This is a genomic window from Amycolatopsis iheyensis (assembly GCF_024703995.1).
Lineage (GTDB): Bacteria > Actinomycetota > Actinomycetes > Mycobacteriales > Pseudonocardiaceae > Amycolatopsis > Amycolatopsis iheyensis.
Map to the genome: position 1 here is coordinate 428,509 of NZ_JAMXQV010000006.1, position 16,369 is coordinate 444,877.

A 16,369-nucleotide genomic window follows, 5' to 3' on the forward strand; every position below is an offset into this window, starting at 1 on the left:
AGGGTGGGATGCGCCCGGCGACCAGGCTTCCTAGGCTTACCGGGTGCGGGTGGTGAGCGGGGTGCGGGCCCGGCTGGAGGAGAGCCTCGGCCAGGCGGGGATCGCCGTGCCGTGGTGGATTCCGATGGGGGCCTCCGCCGTCGGGGTGCTGCTCGCCGGTGTTGCCGTCGCCCAGCGGGGGTTGTTCGTCGTTCCCGTGGTGGCCGGGCTGCTGGCCGTGGCGACCCTGCTCGGCTGGGCCTTCAGCGGCGCGATCGCGCCGCCGTGGCTCAAGGCGGTGACCGTGCTGACGGCCGTCGGGATTCTGCTGGCCGACCCCGTCGTCCCGGACTTCGCGCCCGTCCTGCTCGTGATCCTCGCCGCGGAGATGGGGTTGATCTCCCGGCCGGCCTTCGCGTGCGCCGTGACCGCCGTCAGCCTGGCGATGTTCGGCGTCGCCGCGGCGTGGGTCGGGCTGGTCGGCTTCCCCGTCTACTCGGCCGCGGTGCTGCTGGGGCTCTCGGGCGGGCTGATGGGCCGCTGGTACCGCCGGGCGCTCGACGCCGAGCGGACGGCCCGCGACGCCGCCCGCGAGCAGGCCGTCCTCGCCGAACGGCAGCGGATCGCCCGTGAGGTGCACGACGTCGTCGCGCACTCGCTGAGCATCACCCTCCTGCATCTGACCGGCACCCGGCACGCGCTCCGGCAGGACCGCGACGTCGAGGAGGCCCTCGAAGGGCTCGAGGAAGCCGAACGCGTCGGCCGCACCGCGATGGCCGACATCCGCCGGACGGTCGGGCTGCTCGCCGAAGCCCCGGCCGGCACCCGCCCGATGCCCGACGCCCGCGACATCGGCGCGCTGGTCGAGCGCACCCGCGCCGCCGGCCTCGACGTCCGCTACGAGCAGGACGGCGACCTGGCGGCGGTGCCGGACCTGACCGGCCTCGGCCTGTACCGCATTGCCCAGGAGTCGCTGGCGAACATCGCCAAGCACGGCGGTGGCGCCCCGGCCCGCGTGCGGCTGACGATCGGCCCGGCGGGCACGCGGCTGACGGTCCGCAACCGGCTGCCCGCCGGGGCCCTGCCGGGCACCGGCGGCTCCGGCCTGACCGGGATGTCCGCCCGGGCGGGGCAGCTCGGAGCGGACCTGACGGCCGGACCGGAGGGGGCGGATTGGGTGGTCGCGGTGACCGTGCCCGGGGGAGGCCCGCGGTGACGGCAGCCGACGTCGTCCGCGTCCTGCTCGTCGACGACCAGGAGCTCGTGCGCTCCGGCCTCCGGCGGATCCTGCGCCGCCGCGACGGGTTCGTCATCGCCGGCGAGTGCGGTGACGGCGCCGAGGTCCCCGCCGCTGTCGCCGCCGCGGAGGTCGACGTCGTCGTCATGGACCTGCGGATGAAGCACGTCGACGGGATCGAAGCCACCCGGCGGCTCCGGCAGGCCGGCGCGCGCCCGCCGGTGCTCGCCCTCACCACTTTCGACGACGACGAGCTGCTGGCCGGCGCCCTGCGTGCGGGCGCCGTCGGCTACATCCTCAAGGACTCGCCCGCCGAGGACCTCATCCGCGCCGTGCGGGCGGTGGCCGCGGGGGACGCCTGGCTCGACGCCGCCGTGACCGCCCGCGTGCTCACCACCTACCGCCGCGCACCGGCCGACGAGCCCGCGGGCCTGCCGCCCGGCCTGCTGACACCGCGGGAGCTCGACGTCCTGCGCGCGGCCGGGCGCGGCCTGACCAACGCCGAGATCGCCGGCGCGCTCGTCGTCTCGGAGCTCACCGTCAAGAGCCACCTCGGCCGGATCTTCACCAAGCTGGGCCTGCGGGACCGCGCGGCGGCCGTCGTCTACGCGTTCGACCACGGCATCGTCAGCCCGCGTGCCGCCCTGGTGGCCGACGCGCCGCTGCGGCCCGCGGTCACGACGCCGGATCCGGCGCCGGGGCTGCGGTTCTCGGTGCTGGGGCCGATGCGTGCGTGGCGCGGTGGCAGCCCGCTGGAACTCGGCCCGGTCCGCCAGCAGGCGCTGCTGGCGGCGCTCGTGCTGCGTCCCGGCGTCACGGTCAGCCAGCGCGAGCTGCTCGGCGGCGTGTGGGGGATGGAGCCGCCGGGCACCGGGGAACGGGTCCTGCCGGTGTACGTGCACCGCCTCCGCAAGTGCCTGCGCCGGCCGGGCGAGCGGACGCCGGACTCGGTGATCGGGCGCACCCGCGGCGGCTACCGGTTCGACGGCGACGGCGTCCGGATCGACACGGCGAGGCTGGCGGAGCTCGACGCGGACGCCGGCGCCGCCGAGGAGGCCGGGGACCTGGACGCGGCCGTCGAGTGCTGCGGCACGGCGCTCGGGTTGTTCCAGGGCGAGCCGCTCTCGGGGCTGCCGGGGCCGTTCGCGGAAGGCCAGCGGCTGCGCCTGACCGAGCGGCGCGGCACGCTGTGGGCCCGGAAGGCGCGGCTGCAGCTGCGGCTGGGCCGGCACGCCGACACCGCGGACGAGCTCTCCGCCGTCCTGGCGCTGGAACCGCTGCGGGAGCCGCTGGCCGCGTTGCTGATGCGCGCGTTGCAGGCGAGCGGCCGCCGGGCCGAGGCGATCGCGGTGTACGGCCGCATCCGGTCACGGCTGGCGGTGGACCTCGGCGTCGAGCCGGGGGAGGAGCTGCGCCGCACCCACCGGGCGGTGCTGGAAAGCTAGGACACCTTGGTGACAGGCGTGCCGGTGACGGCCTCGCGGGCCTCGGCGACCGTCGGCCGGATCGGGAGCACTCGGTCGAGCCCGAGGATGGCCAGCGGCCGCGCGACCGTCGCGTGGGCGGCCGCGATCGTGAACGGGACGTCGTGGGCCAACGACGCCCGGTAGGCCTCGACGAGCACGCTGAACACGGTGGAGTCGCAGTAGGTCGTCTCGGTCAGGTCGGCGATGACGCCGCGGGCGCCCTCGCCGAGCGGCGTCAGCAGCGCGTCCCGCATGCGTGGCGAAGTGGCCAGGTCGAGGTCGCCGGGGCAGTGCACGATCACGACCCCCGCCTCGGTGGTCGTCACGAGGTGGTTACGGGTGCGGTGGTCGGTCACGGCTCGTCCCTCCTGCTCGGCGTCAGGGGGTTGGTACCCAGGGCGGCACGAGTTCACCCCTCCGGACTGTGCCGTCGGAGGGGCCATTGGAGGGAAAGCGATGCACGACCGATGCGCGCCGGGGTAGCGTGGGAGGCACCGGCACGTCGCCGGCCGCGGCGGGTTGCCACACCCCCGAGGCCGGCTCCGGATCCGGCTGACGCGGGTCGGATCCCGGCGCCGGGCGGCGCCGAAGGGGACGCGGCAGGCCTGACGCCCCGCCGCCGCGTCCCCGCCGCCGTCGCCGTGTTTTCCCTGCGGACAAGGGGTATCCGAACCACGGCGGGCCGGCCGGCCCGCGCGATGATCGCCGGGTGCCCCGTGTCGCCGCCGGTCAGGGCCCCGACGTCGCTAAGCTTCACCGGTTCGCCGTCCGGCGGAACGAAGGGGAATGGTGGATCCGAAGAACGACGCGCCGTCGGGTGCGGGCGCCTGGGCGCCGGGCAAGGTCGCTGAGCTGCTCGGTGTGTCACCGGTGACGCTGCGCAGCTGGAGCGCGCGGTACGGGATCGGCCCGTCGGCCGGGGGCGCCGGCCGGCACCGCCGCTACTCCGACGCCGACGTCCGCCGCCTGCAGCACATGCAACGGCTCGTCTCGCGCGGCATGCCGGTCCGGGAGGCCGCCGCGGCGGCGTTCGGCACGGGCGAGGCCCCCGAGATCCCCGCCGCCCGCCGGGTCCGCGAGCTCGCGGACGCCGCCGACGACCTGCGGTCCGCGTCGGTCGCCGGCCTGCTCGACGAAACCCTGCACACCCTCGGCCCGGTGGCCACCTGGACCGACGTCCTGGCCCCGGTCCTGCGCGGCCTCGGCGACCGCTGGCAGCGCGGCGACGTGTGCTTCGCGTCGGAATGGGCGCTGACGACGGAGATCTCACTGGCCTTCGAACGGTTCAGCGCCCGGTTCCCCGCGGCACTGTCCGGACGGCCGGTGCTGCTGGCGTGCTGCCCGGCCGAACGGCACTCACTGCCGATGGAGGCCCTTCGCGCGACGCTCGCGGAGGCCGGCGTCCCGGTCGCCTACCTCGGGCAGCTGGTCCCGGCGGAGACGGTCACGGACCTCGCCGCGCGCCTCGACCCGGTGCTGGTGCTGCTGTGGTCCCTGGCGCCCCCGACGGCCGACGACCTGCTGGCCGCCCGCGTCCGCGACCTCGGCCGCGTGGTCGGCACGGCCGGCCCGGGCTGGGACCACCTCGGCGACCGCGGCTTCCCCCGGGTCAACGACCTGGGCGCCGCGGTGGCGCTGGCCGTCGACCACGCCGGGGCCTGACGCGGCCCTCAGCCCAGCTTCCCCAGCGCCGCCTTCAGCTCGGGGACCACTTCGTCCCCGAGCCGCTCGAACTCGCGCTTCAAGAACGGCCCGGCCAGCTTCGCGATGCCGTGGAACTCGATCGTCGCGAGGTAGCGCACCGTCGTCTCGTCGCCGTCGCGCGCCAAGGTGAAGTCGTCCGTCGAGGTGGCCGTCTTGTTCCGGCCCACGAACGTGATCCGGCCGCCGTCGAACCGCGTCAAGCGGTAGTCCAGCTCCGTCCGCTTGCCCCGGAACTCCGAGACGTTGTGCCACCGCGCGCCGGTTTCCAGCGGGCCCGCGTCGGTGCGGGTGCAGGTCACCGTGCCCGGATCCCACTCCTCGGTGTGCGCGAAGTCCGCGAGGTACTCCGCCACGCGCTCGACCGGCACGCCCACGCGCACGGTGCGTTCGACCTGGACCATCGGACCTCCTGGAAACGCGGTTGCGGAGTCGATGCAACCGTAACGGTGCCCGCTCACCGGGGCACGGCGGAGCACCGACAGACATCGATGTCATTTTTCCTAATTCTTGTCTTCCTTGTCTTCTTGACGCTCCTTACGGGCACGGCGGAAGCTTCCTGGCAACGTTGTCAGAGAACGGAGTTGGCATGGCGGAGGAGTACGGGACCGGCCCGGACGTCGAGCCCGCGGAGGTGGCCGCGGTTTCCCGGCGGCACGTGCTGGCCGCCGGGACCGGGCTGCTCGCCGGGTTCGGCCTGGCCGCCGTCCTGCCCGGGGTCGCGTCCGCGGCGCCCGCGGTCGCCGACAGCGGCCCGAAGACCGACCTGGCCCTGTTCCGGCCGGTGCAGGTGTCCTCGACCGACTACGCCGCCACCCCGGCCGAGTTCGCCGTCGACGGCCTCGCGCAGGTCGGCGTCCGTGGCTCCGGCTGGCGCGCCGCCGCGGGCGACGGCCAGTGGATCGTCGTCGACCTGCAGGGCCAGTGCCGGATCGACCAGGTCGTGCTGACCTTCGAGGCGAAGCCCGGCGACCCGGCCTTCGACGCCGCCGGCTCCCGCAGCCACACCAGCGGCTTCGAGATCCTCTCCAGCTACGCGGTGTCCTTCGACCTCGACGTCTCGGGCGACGGCAAGGCCTGGCGCACGGTCCACCACAGCGACTCCGGCGCCGGCGGCGTCGTGACGATCCCGCTCAGCGCCGTCACCGCGCGCTGGGTCCGCTTTTCCGCCGCGACCCGCTCGACGACGAACCCCTTGGGGCTCAACGGCTTCCAGGTGTTCGGCACCGGTCCCCGCAACCGCCCCGCGGTGCACGGCTGGACCAGCTTCCCGGTGCGCCCGCACGACGACCCGCCCGCGCTGGCCGTCGCTGCCGACGGCACCGTGCCGCTGGAGTCCGGCTGGGTACTGACGATGGACGACTGGGCGCCGGCCGGCGACGGCGGCGCACTGTCCGGGGCGGACGTCGACACCCGCGGCTGGCTCCCGGCGACCGTCCCCGGCACGGTCCTCGCCTCGCTCGTCGAGCAGGGTCAGCTGCCCGACCCGGTCTCCGGCATGAACCAGCTCCACGTCCCGGAAGCGCTGTCCCGGCACGCCTGGTGGTACCGCCGCCGCTTCTCGCTCCCGCGCGGGCTCGACACCTCGGCGGGCCGGCACGTCTGGCTCGAGTTCGACGGCGTCAACCACGAAGCGCAAATCTGGCTCAACGGCGCGCAGATCGGGACGCAGAGCCATCCGTTCGGCCGGGGCGCCTTCGACGTCACAGCGGCGCTGAGACGGTCCGGCGACCAGGCCCTCGCCGTGAAGATCTCGCCGATGCCGCGGCCCGGCAGCCCGGGGGACAAGGGCGCCGACGGCAGCTCCTGGCGCGACGCGGGCAGCACGATGTTCGACAACTCGCCCACCTACCTCGCGGTGTCCGGCTGGGACTGGATGCCGGCGGTCCGCGACCGCGCGTCGGGCCTCTGGGACCACGTGCGCCTGCGCTCCACCGGCGCCGCCGTGCTCGGCGACGTCCGGGTCGACACGAAGGTGCCCGGCCCGGGCACGGCCGAGGTCACCCTGACCGTCCCGGTCCGCAACGCCGCCGCGACCGCCCAGCGCGTCAAGGTCAGCGCCGCTTTCGGCCCCGTCAACGTCTCCAGCACGGTCACCGTGCCCGCCGGGCAGAGCACCGACGTCGTGTTCCCGAAGCAGGTCGTGAAGAACCCGAAGCTGTGGTGGCCCAACGGCTACGGTGACCCGAACCTGTACGACCTGACGCTGACCGCGGCGATCGGCGCGCGCACCAGCGACCGCCGGACGGTCAAGATCGGCCTCCGCGAGATCGGCTACCAGTACGACCAGCCGATCGTGATCGCCGACGGCCGCGCCACGCAGACCGTGGACCTCGCGCCGCAGAACGCCCGGTTCGTCCGGATGCAGGGACTCAAGCGCGCCACCGGCTGGGGCTTCTCGCTCTGGACGATGTCGGTGGTCACGAGCGCGAACCCGGGCACGGACCTGGCGCAGGGCAAGCCCGCGACGTCGTTGTCCGTCGCCGACGGCAACCCGCCCGAGCGCGCCTTCGACGGCGACCCGAACACCCGCTGGACGTCCGCCTACGACGACAACCAGTGGCTGCAGGTCGACCTCGGCGCCGCGACGGCGTTCGACCGGGTCGTCCTGACCTGGGAGACCGCCTACGCCGCGACGTTCAAGATCCAGGTGTCGCAGGACGGCGAAAGCTGGACCGACGCCGCGTCGGTGGACAACAGCGCGAAGCCGCTGACGTTCCTGGTCAACGGCGTCAAGATCTTCGCCCGCGGCGGCAGCTGGGGCTGGGACGAGCTGCTGCGCCGGATGACGCCGGAGCGGACCGACGCCGTCGTCGCGATGCACCGCGACATGAACTTCACGCTGATCCGCAACTGGGTCGGCTCGTCCTACCGGCAGGAGCTGTTCGACGCCTGCGACAAGTACGGCATCCTGCTGTGGAACGAGTTCTGGGACGGCTGGTCGACCGACCCGGCCAACCACGACATCTTCCTCGCGCAGGCGAAGGACACCGTGCTGCGCTACCGCCACCACGCGTGCGCGACGGTCTGGTTCGGCTGCAACGAAGGCACGCCGCCGGCGGTGATCGACAACGCGCTGCGGGACATCGTGCACACCCAGACCGACCTGCTCTACCAGGGCAACTCGGCGGGCGGCGTGATCACCGGCGACGGCCCGTACTACTGGCAGGACCCGAAGCGGTACTTCACCGGCGAGGCGACCGGCGGCAAGTACGGGTTCTGGAGCGAGATCGGGCTGCCGACGGTGTCGGTCGTCGAGAGCATGCGCAACCTCGTCGGCGCCGGCGACCCGGGCTGGCCGATCGGCGCGCCGTGGTTCCTGCACGACTGGTCCACCGGCGGCAACCAGTCCCCGCAGAGCTACCTGGCGGCGATCGACGCGCGGCTCGCGCCGTCGACGAGCCTGGCCGAGTTCTGCCGCAAGGCGCAGTTCGTCAACTACGAGAGCATGCGCGCGATCTTCGAGGCGTGGAACGCGAAGCTGTGGTCGGACGCCACCGGCGTGCTGCTGTGGATGTCGCACCCGGCGTGGCACAGCACGGTCTGGCAGACCTACGACTACGACCTCGACGTCAACGGCAGCTACTACGGCGCGCGCAAGGGCTGCGAGCACCACCACGTCCAGGCCGACCTCACGACGTGGCAGGTCCGGGTGGTCAACCACACGCCGGGCGCGCTGAGCGGGGTCACCGCCACGGCGCGGCTGTACGGCCTCGACGGCGCGGCACTGGGGCAGCCCCAGCAGCAGAAGCTCGACGTGGCCCCGATTTCGGCGGCGGCCGTGTTCACGGTGCCGTTCGCCGACGGTCAGCCGGACCTGCACCTGCTGCGGCTGACCCTGACCGACGGCCGCGGCACGGTGCTGTCGGAGAACACGTACTGGCGCTACCGCAGTGATGGCGCGATGCGGGCGCTCAACCAGCTCCCGGGCGCCCGGCTGAGCACGACCCTGCGGCCGGACGGCGACGTCTACACCGCGACGATCCGCAACGACGGCCGGACGGTCGCGGCGATGATCCGGCTGTCGCTGCGGGAGCGCAACGGGACCGACCGCGTCCTCCCGACCCGCTACGGCGACAACTACTTCTGGCTGCTGCCGGGGGAGAGCCGCACGGTCCGCGTCGAGCCGCGGCGGCGGGTGCCGAACGCGAAACTCCTGGTGGAGGCCTACAACGTGGCGGCGAAGCTGACGTAGCCGCGGTTTTTGTCGGACCCCGCCGCTAGGCTCGCGGGGCCCGCGGGCGAGCAGACCGGTGCGTGGCTGTGGCTCGCGATCCGGACGAGTGGAGGGGTGCCGCCCGGCACCGCTCACCGTCCGCCGAAGACCAGCCCGGAGCCGAACCGGGTCTCGGTCTCCTCGCCCGCGGGCCCGACGATGTCGTCACGGGTGTGGGGGAGGGGTCATCGAGGAGCTGTACCGGACGGCGCTGGCCGGTTCGGCGTACCAGGACGCGTTCTTCGCCTGGCCGGCGGTGGCCCGGCAGACCTACGTCGAGCTGCTGCGGACCGCGGATCCCGCGCGGGCGCCGGGTTTCCTGCGCTGGCTGCGCGTCGCCACGCCGATGCGGTACCCGGCGCTGGTCGGCGCGGCGGCGTTCGCGGCGGGCCGGCTGGAGCGGGGCGAGCACGGGCTGACGCGGCAGGTGATCGCGTCGGTCCTGCTGCGCGCCGACGATCCGGGGCACCTGCTGGCGTACTGGGCGGCGATGTACGGGCCGTCGCTGCCGAAGCCGGTGAAGCGCGGGGTGGCCGATGCGGTGACACGCTTGTACGACGAGGCGGCGCTGCTGGCCTACGACGACGGTGGGCACCACTTCGAGCTGGGTTTCGTCCACGGCGATCTGCCCCGGCACGGGGGAATCCGGACGCCGCGGCCGCTGCGGTTCGGCGACGTGGTGAAGCTGGTGCACCCGCGGGCGCGTGATCAGGCCCAGGGGGACTTGTTCCGGTACGCGCTGGCGCGGCGGAACGGCCGGGTGCGAACGGTCCCCGCGACGCTGCCGCTGGTGCGGCAGTGGGCCGGCGATGACGCGGAGCCGGCCGCGGACTTCGGCGCGCGCGAACCCGAGTTCTCGACGGCCGGTCCCGCGGGCCGGCTTCCCGGGCCGATGCGGCTCGTCACCGGCCTCCGGCGCCCCACCGGGTCCCCGCCACCCGGGCAGTGGCTCGCCCAGCTGCGCCGGGCCGGGCACGCCGACACGGTGCTCGCCGCCCTGCCGATCGTCGATCTCCTCGCCCGGCCCGGCGGCCGCGCGCGGCTGGAACCGCTGATCCCGCACCTGCCCCTCGCCACGCTGCTCGGCCACCTGCGCCGGTTCGACGTCGCCGGGATCGGGTTCGAGACCGCCATGGCGGTGGCCGCGCGGATCGCCGATCCCGCCGAGGTCCGCGCGGCCGGCGTCGGGCCGCTGCGGTTCGCCGCGGCCTGGGCCGGCGTGCACGCGCGGCGGTGGGAACCCGCCCTCGCCGCCGGCGCCCGGCACAGCCTCGGCGCCGTCCCGTGGCTGCGCGGCCGGACCCTCGTGGTCGTGCAACCGCGCGACGACACCCGGATCGTCTTCGGGCTCGCGCTGGCCCAGCGGTGCGAGGCCGCCGACGTCGTCGCCCTCGGCGGCGGGCGGTTCCCGATCCGGCCGGAAGAGTCGCCGCTGCACGGCCTGATCCGGTGGCACACCGCCGATCTGCGCACCCCCGCGCCACCCGACTTCGCCGAGTACGACCGCGTCGTGTTCGTCGTCGAATACCGGAACGACGAACCGGACGTGCCCGCCGACGTCCCGCTCTACATCTGGGAGACCCTCCGGCACAGCCCGCGCGAATACCGGCCGGCCTTCGTCAGCAGTCCGCGGCGCGCCCGCTTCCGCGGACTCGGTGACGCGTCCTTCTCGATCATCCCCCACTGGGAGGAGTTCGTCGCCGCCGACCAATCCGGGTGCTGATTTCGTGCCTGCCGACGAACTAGGCTGAGGGCTGCCCGCCTAGCTTCGGGAGGTGCTCGTTTCGGTGAACCTGCGCCCGCACGCCAGCCTCGGCCGCGTCCTCGACGACCTGGGTGGCACCCTCCTGGACCTCGTGCTCGGGGACGGTGACCGGCCCGGCGGCATCGGCGGCGTCGCCATCCACGACCCCCTCGACGAGCCCGCGCTGCCGCAGCACGCCCTGATGCTGGGCGTCGGCCTCTGCGAACCCGAAGAGGTGGTGCGCCAGCTGCGCACCCTCGCCCGGCACGACGCCGCCGGGCTGGTGCTGCGCGCGCCCGTCACGGTGACCGCGGACATCACCGCCGCCGTCGAGGAGACCGGCGTCGCGCTGCTGAGCCTCGCCCGGGGCGCGTCGTGGGCCCAGCTCGCCGCGATGCTCCGGTCACTGCTGGCCGAGGGCGACGTCGGCGACGCGGAGCCGGAGACGCTGGCCGGGCTGCCGTCGGGCGACCTGTTCGCCGTCGCCAACGCGATCGCGGCGCTCATCGACGCGCCGATCACCATCGAGGACCGCCGGTCCCGGGTGCTGGCGTTCTCCGGGCGGCAGGACGAAGCCGACCCGTCGCGCGTCGAAACCGTCCTCGGCCGCCAGGTGCCGGAACGGTTCTCGCGCAGCCTGGCCGAGCGGGGGATCTTCCGCGAGCTCTACCGCAGCGACGACCCGGTGTTCGTCTCGGTGCCGGAGCAGGGCATGGAGGGGATGACGATGCCCCGCGTCGCCGTCGCCGTCCGCGCGGGCGACGAGCTGCTCGGGTCGATCTGGGCCGCCGTCCGCGAACCGCTGACCGAGGACCGGACCCGGGCCCTGCGCGACGCGGCCCGGCTCGCGGCGCTGCACCTGCTGCGCGTGCGGGCCGGCGCCGACGTCGAACGCCGGTTGCGCGCCGAACTGCTGAGCACGGCCCTGGAAGGCGGGCCCGCGGCGCGGGAGGCGCTGAGCCGGCTGGGCCTGGGCGACCAGCCGGTCGTCGTGCTGGCGCTGGCGGTGCTCGAGAACGGCGCGGAGGACGCCGAGCTCGCCACCGAACGCCAGCGTCTCGCCGACGGCCTGGCGATGCACCTGAGCGCGGTCCACCCGCGGTGCGCCGCCGCTCTCGTCGGCGACACCGCGTACGGCCTGGTCCCGGTGTCCCGGGACGCGGACAGCGAGCGACGGGCGCTGCGGATCGCGAAGGACTTCCTGGACCGGGTGGGCGACCGCGTCCGGGCCGTGGTCGGCATCGGCCCGGTGGCCCGCAGCGCGGCGGAACTGCCTGAGGCCCGCGACAGCGCGGACCGGGCGTTGCGGGTGCTGCGCTCGGGCAGCGGCGCGGGCCGCCGGGTGGCGCTGCTGGCCGACGTTCACGTCGAGGCGTTGCTGCTGGAGCTGCAGGACCTGGTCGCCGCGCGCGGCGACCGCCCGACCGGCCCGGTGGCGCGCCTGCTCGACTACGACGAGCAGCACCACGCCCACCTGGTCGAGACGCTCCGCGCCTGGCTCGACGCTTTCGGCGACGTCATCGCGGCATCGGCGGCGGTCCACGTGCACCCCAACACGTTCCGCTACCGCCTCCGCCGCCTCGCCGAGGTGGGCGGCTTCGACATGACGGACCCGGAAGCCCGCTTCGCGGCCATGCTCCAGCTCCGCGTGGTGGCCCCACCCGCCTCCTGACCCGTGATCAGAACGCCGGCACGCGTGATTCCAGGGTCGACACGCGTGATTGGAGCGACGACACGACGAAACCCGGCCCGCCGGCCGTGTCGACCCTTCAATCACGCGTGCCGGCGCTTCGATCACGTGAGTTGGCGCTTCGATCACGCGTCTGGGTCGTCCGAAATGTCGGTGATTAACCGTCGGCTAGTCACCACTACTTGGTGAGTTACCTACTTTCAGCCGGTGTGCGACCCCTTCGGGGCATGTGACTCTGCTCGGACTTCACGTCAAGTGATCAAGCTTCCACGGAGGTGTACCGGGTGTCACGCAAACGGGTCATCGTTGGGATTTCGACGGTGAGTGCGGCTGTTGTCGCGGTGTCGCTGGCCACGATCAGCTCGCCGGCCGAGGCGACCATCGCGCAGCCGTCGATGCGCGCGATGAACTCCCTCGCGATGCCGTTCGGCAGCGTCGTGCGGTCGCAGCAGGAGGTCGGCGGGGTGCCGGTGTTCGGCGGCCAGCTCATCCAGGTCCGCGACAAGGCCGGGCAGGTCCTCGCGACCCACGGCCGCACCACGAAGAAGACGACCGGCGCCTTCCCCCGGACCGACGCCGGCGCCACAGACGCCGCCATCGCCGACGTCGCGAAGCGCACCGGCCTCGCCGCGAACACGCTCAAGGCCGACACGCCCCGCGCGTACTGGTACGACGCCACTCTCGGCGGCGCGAAGGGTGACGGCGTCGCAGTGCCGACCTACCAGGTCACCGTGCACGGCAAGAAACTTAACGACAAGTGGACCGAAGTCGTCAAAGCCGGCAGCCAGGACGTCCTGACGTCGTGGTCGGAGGTCCGCGAGGCCAACCGCGACGTCTGCGACGCGAACCACAAGGTCGTCAGCGGCAGCAGCGACTCGGTCCGCTGCGGCACGGCGTTCGACGTCACCCGCAAGGAAGGCGGCGCCGAATCGAGCGTCGCCGACGTCAACAACGTCTACACCTTCTTCGGCCAGGCTTCGGACTTCTACCAGAAGTACGTCAACGTCGACCTGACCGGCCTGATCGGCGCCGACTACAGCGACGGCACCGGCAAGGCGCTGCGCGGCACGGTCCGGATCTGCGTCGACGGCGAATGCCCGTTCGCCAACGCCTTCTGGGACGGCGAACAGATGGCCTTCGGCGAGGGCGTCACCACCGACGACATCACCGGCCACGAGCTCACCCACGGCGTCACCCAGCACACCTCCGGCCTCAGCGGCGGCCAGGCCGACTCGATCAACGAAGGCCTGTCGGACGTCTTCGGCAAGTTCATCGGCATCACCTCGAACGACCCCAACGACACCGGCGACAACCGCTGGCTGCTCGGCGCGGGCTCGTCCCTCGGCGCGATCCGGAACATGAAGGACCCGCGCTCGTCGCTGTCCCCGCAGCCGGACATGGTCAACGGCCCCGGCTGGCAGACGAACAACCCGGACGAGCACATCAACGACGGCGTCGTCAACAAGGCCGACTACCTGATCACCGACGGCGACACGTTCAACAACCAGACCGTGCGCGGGCTCGGCCTCGACAAGTCCGTCCAGATCTGGTGGGGCGTCGAGAACACGCTCACCCAGAGCGCGACGTTCAAGGACGTCGGCGAAGCGCTCAACTCCTCCTGCGCGGCGCTCGCCAAGGCGGGCACGGCCGGCATCACCGCCGACGACTGCACCCAGGTCGCCAATGCGGTGAAGGCCACGCAGCTCGACCAGGAGCCCAGCTGATCGAACTCGCGCGTCGAAGGCCACTCCGGGAAACCGGGGTGGCCTTCGACGTTGGGTAAAACCGGTTGGCGGCCCGGGAAGCCGCCGTTACCCTCCTCGAGAGTCCGAGACCGAGGGGAGCAGACCGTGCGCATCGCCGTCGCTTCCCGTCCGCGGTCCGAGGTGATCCTCGTGTCTTCGCGCTTCCGGTGTCCGCCGCGCGGCTGACACCGCTTCCGTGACACTCTTCGTCGCGGCGAATAGCGCCGCCCTGACCGGATCGTCCACAAAGGACCGCGCGATGCGCACCCACGACCTGACCACCGTCCGCAACCTGGGCATCCTCGCCCACGTCGACGCGGGCAAGACCACCGTCACCGAACGGATCCTCCACCGCACCGGAGCCACCCACAAGACGGGCGAGGTCCACGACGGCACCACCGTCACCGACTTCGACCCGCAGGAACGCGACCGCGGCATCACCATCTTCTCCGCGGCCGTGACCTGCACGTGGGCCGGGCACCGGCTCACCCTCATCGACACGCCCGGCCACGTCGACTTCACCGCCGAGGTCGAGCGGGCGCTGCGCGTCCTCGACGGCGCCGTCGCGGTGTTCGACGCCGTGGCCGGCGTCGAACCGCAGAGTGAAACCGTGTGGCGCCAAGCCGACCGGCACGGCGTCCCGCGCATCGCCTTCGTCAACAAGATGGACCGCGCGGGCGCCGACCTCGACGCGGCCGTCGCGTCGATCCGGGCGCGGCTGCACCCGGCGCCGCTGGTCGTGCAGCTGCCGGTCGGGCGCGAGGACGGCTTCACCGGCGTCGTCGACCTGCTGCGCCTGCCGTCGGACGCCCCAGCGGAGGCGCGACGACGTCGCCGGGTGCTGGAGGAGGCCGTCGCCGAGCTGCACCCGCTGGCGCTGGAGGAGTTCTGCGCCGCCGGGACCGTCTCGGCGGAGACGCTGGAGAAGGCCCTGCGGGAGCTGACCCTCAGCGGCGCCGGGCTCGTCGTGCTGTGCGGCGCGGCCTACCGCGACCGCGGGATCGAGCCGTTGCTCGACGCCGTCGTCGCGTACCTGCCGTCGCCGTCGGACGTCGCGCCGGTGCGCGAGGACCGGCCCGCCGACCCGGCGGCGCCGCTGGCCGCGCTGGTGTTCAAGGTCGTCTCGGCGGCGACCGGACGGCTGACGTACCTGCGGGTGTATTCGGGAACGCTGCGGAAGGGGGACCAGGTGCGGGCCGGTGACCGGACCGAGCGGATCGCCAGGGTGCTGCGCGTGCAGGCCGACCGGCAGTCCGAAGTGGACAGCGCGGTGGCCGGCGACATCGTCGCGGTGGCCGGCCCGAAGGCGGCGCGGGTCGGCGCGACGGTCAGCGCGCCGGGCGCCGAGCTGCTGCTGGAGCCGCCGGTGACGGCGGAGCCGGTGGTGTCGGTGGCCGTCGAGGCCCGCCGGGCGGGTGACGGCGAGCGGCTGACGGTGGCGTTGGCGCGGCTGGCGGACGAGGACCCGTCGCTGGTCGTGCGGACGGACGCGGAAACCGGCCAGACGCTGCTGTCCGGCTTGGGCGAACTGCACCTGGAGGTGGCGGTGGAGAAGCTGCGGCGCGACCGCGGGCTCGACGTCGCGGTGGGACGGCCGTCGGTCGCGCACCGGGAAGCCGTGGTCCGCGGGGTGTCGGGGTTCGTCTACCGGCACGTCAAACAGGACGGCGGAGCGGGTCAGTTCGCCCACGTGGTCCTGGACGTCTCGCCGGCGCCGGAGGGCTTCGAGTTCGCCTCCGCGGTGGTCGGCGGCCGGGTGCCGCGCGAGTACGTCCGCGCGGTCGAGGCCGGCTGCCGGGACGCCCTGGCGGAGGGCCCGCTGGGCGGCCACCCGGTGACGGGCCTGCGGGTGGTGCTGACCGACGGCGCGACGCACCCGAAGGACTCGTCGGAGCTGGCGTTCCGCACGGCGGGCCGCCAGGGACTGCGCGACGCGCTGCGAGCGGGTGAGCTGCGGCTGCTCGAACCGGTGGCGGAGGTGGTGGTGACGGTCCCGGCGGACGTGGTCGGCGGCGTGCTCGGCGACCTGGCCGCCCGCCGCGGCCGGGTGGCGGCCTCGACGGTCCGGGGGACGACGGCGGTGGTGACGGCGACGGTGCCGGTGGCGGAGCTGTTCGGCTACGCGACCCGGCTGCGGAGCCGGTCCCAGGGCCGGGGCACGTTCACCACCCGGCCGGCGGGCTTCGCGCCGGTGCCGTGAGGTGCGGTGGTGGGCCGGGAGGGATCCCGGCTCACCACCACTCCGCCGGTCGCCGGCGGTGCGACCGCGGCGGCAGGTTCAAGCAGTGGACGCGCTCGTCCGCGGGGCGGTGGCGGGTCGCCCTCGCGCGGCAAGGTTTCGTGGGTCGTCGGCGCCGGGGCGGCCGCGTTCCGGTCAGCATGGCGCTGAGCCGCGCGATCTCCGCCGAGGCGGCCGGGAACCGCTCGGCCGACCGGACCAGGCGCCAGTGTTGCGCGTAGTCGGCTAGGAGCTGTCCTGTAAGTCATCGGAGCCAGAGGACGATCGCGGCGATAGTGAGTTCTGCCTGGTAGTAAGCGGCGCGCTTGGCATAGCGGGTGGCCAGGTCGCGGAACTGCTTGAGCCGGTTGAA

At 73.7% G+C, this 16,369-nt stretch carries 9 protein-coding genes and 3 pseudogenes; 9 read left to right on the top strand and 3 right to left on the bottom strand.

All coding sequences use genetic code 11. From position 1 onward, the window contains the following. Window positions 1–43: 43 nt before the first annotated feature. The 3 genes and pseudogenes from M8542_RS14295 to M8542_RS50355 form a co-directional block, all read left to right on the top strand. On the top strand, window positions 44–1,195 hold the full coding sequence (locus M8542_RS14295) for a sensor histidine kinase (RefSeq protein ID WP_257920611.1): 1,152 nt from the start codon (window positions 44–46) through the stop codon (window positions 1,193–1,195). After that, window positions 1,192–1,854 (top strand): annotated as a pseudogene (locus M8542_RS50350) (response regulator); the annotation flags it as partial. The gene M8542_RS14295 and the pseudogene M8542_RS50350, both read left to right, overlap by 4 nt. A gap of 144 nt (window positions 1,855–1,998) precedes the next feature. Continuing rightward, a pseudogene (locus tag M8542_RS50355) lies at window positions 1,999–2,661 on the top strand (AfsR/SARP family transcriptional regulator); the annotation flags it as partial. Here the strand turns inward: M8542_RS50355 and M8542_RS14305 are convergent. After that, entirely contained in the window at window positions 2,658–3,038 is a 381-nt protein-coding gene (locus M8542_RS14305) for an STAS domain-containing protein (protein WP_257920613.1), read from the bottom strand. The pseudogene M8542_RS50355 and the gene M8542_RS14305 overlap by 4 nt on opposite strands. A 433-nt stretch (window positions 3,039–3,471) precedes the next feature. On the opposite strand from M8542_RS14305, the gene M8542_RS14310 reads away from it, so the two are divergent. After that, window positions 3,472–4,344, top strand: a complete 873-nt coding sequence (locus M8542_RS14310) for a MerR family transcriptional regulator (protein ID WP_257920634.1) — start codon at window positions 3,472–3,474, stop codon at window positions 4,342–4,344. An 8-nt stretch (window positions 4,345–4,352) separates the two neighbouring features. Here M8542_RS14310 and M8542_RS14315 read toward each other — a convergent pair whose 3' ends face one another. Further along, window positions 4,353–4,787: an SRPBCC family protein gene (locus tag M8542_RS14315; protein WP_257920614.1), complete on the bottom strand. Its 435-nt coding sequence runs from the start codon at window positions 4,785–4,787 to the stop codon at window positions 4,353–4,355. Between the two features lie 185 nt (window positions 4,788–4,972). Between M8542_RS14315 and M8542_RS14320 the strand changes: the two genes are divergently transcribed. The 5 genes from M8542_RS14320 (at window position 4,973) to fusA (ending at window position 15,978) form a co-directional block, all read left to right on the top strand. After that, window positions 4,973–8,578 (top strand): discoidin domain-containing protein, encoded by a 3,606-nt coding sequence (locus tag M8542_RS14320; protein WP_257920615.1) that lies wholly within the window; start codon window positions 4,973–4,975, stop codon window positions 8,576–8,578. Window positions 8,579–8,855: 277 nt separating this feature from the next. Beyond that, on the top strand, window positions 8,856–10,322 hold the full coding sequence (locus M8542_RS14325; protein WP_257920616.1) for a hypothetical protein: 1,467 nt from the start codon (window positions 8,856–8,858) through the stop codon (window positions 10,320–10,322). 52 nt (window positions 10,323–10,374) lie between these two features. After that, a complete protein-coding gene (locus M8542_RS14330; RefSeq protein WP_257920617.1) occupies window positions 10,375–12,015 on the top strand; it encodes a PucR family transcriptional regulator in 1,641 nt (546 codons plus the stop codon). 338 nt (window positions 12,016–12,353) lie between these two features. Then, window positions 12,354–13,757 carry a M4 family metallopeptidase gene (locus M8542_RS14335; protein ID WP_257920618.1) on the top strand — a complete coding sequence of 468 codons (1,404 nt, stop codon included), beginning with the start codon at window positions 12,354–12,356 and terminating at the stop codon, window positions 13,755–13,757. A 280-nt stretch (window positions 13,758–14,037) separates the two neighbouring features. Continuing rightward, the gene (fusA, locus tag M8542_RS14340) at window positions 14,038–15,978 is read left to right on the top strand and encodes an elongation factor G (RefSeq protein ID WP_257920619.1); all 1,941 of its coding nucleotides are present in this window, start codon (window positions 14,038–14,040) and stop codon (window positions 15,976–15,978) included. A gap of 283 nt (window positions 15,979–16,261) precedes the next feature. Here the strand turns inward: fusA and M8542_RS14345 are convergent. Next, window positions 16,262–16,369 (bottom strand): annotated as a pseudogene (locus M8542_RS14345) (IS5/IS1182 family transposase); the annotation flags it as partial.

Excerpts from the sequence above, each read along its gene's own strand:
- M8542_RS14320 (WP_257920615.1), top strand. The coding sequence starts at position 4,973 with ATGGCGGAGGAGTACGGGACCGGCCCGGACGTCGAGCCCGCGGAGGTG.
- fusA (WP_257920619.1), top strand. The coding sequence starts at position 14,038 with ATGCGCACCCACGACCTGACCACCGTCCGCAACCTGGGCATCCTCGCC.
- M8542_RS14315 (WP_257920614.1), bottom strand. The coding sequence starts at position 4,787 with ATGGTCCAGGTCGAACGCACCGTGCGCGTGGGCGTGCCGGTCGAGCGC.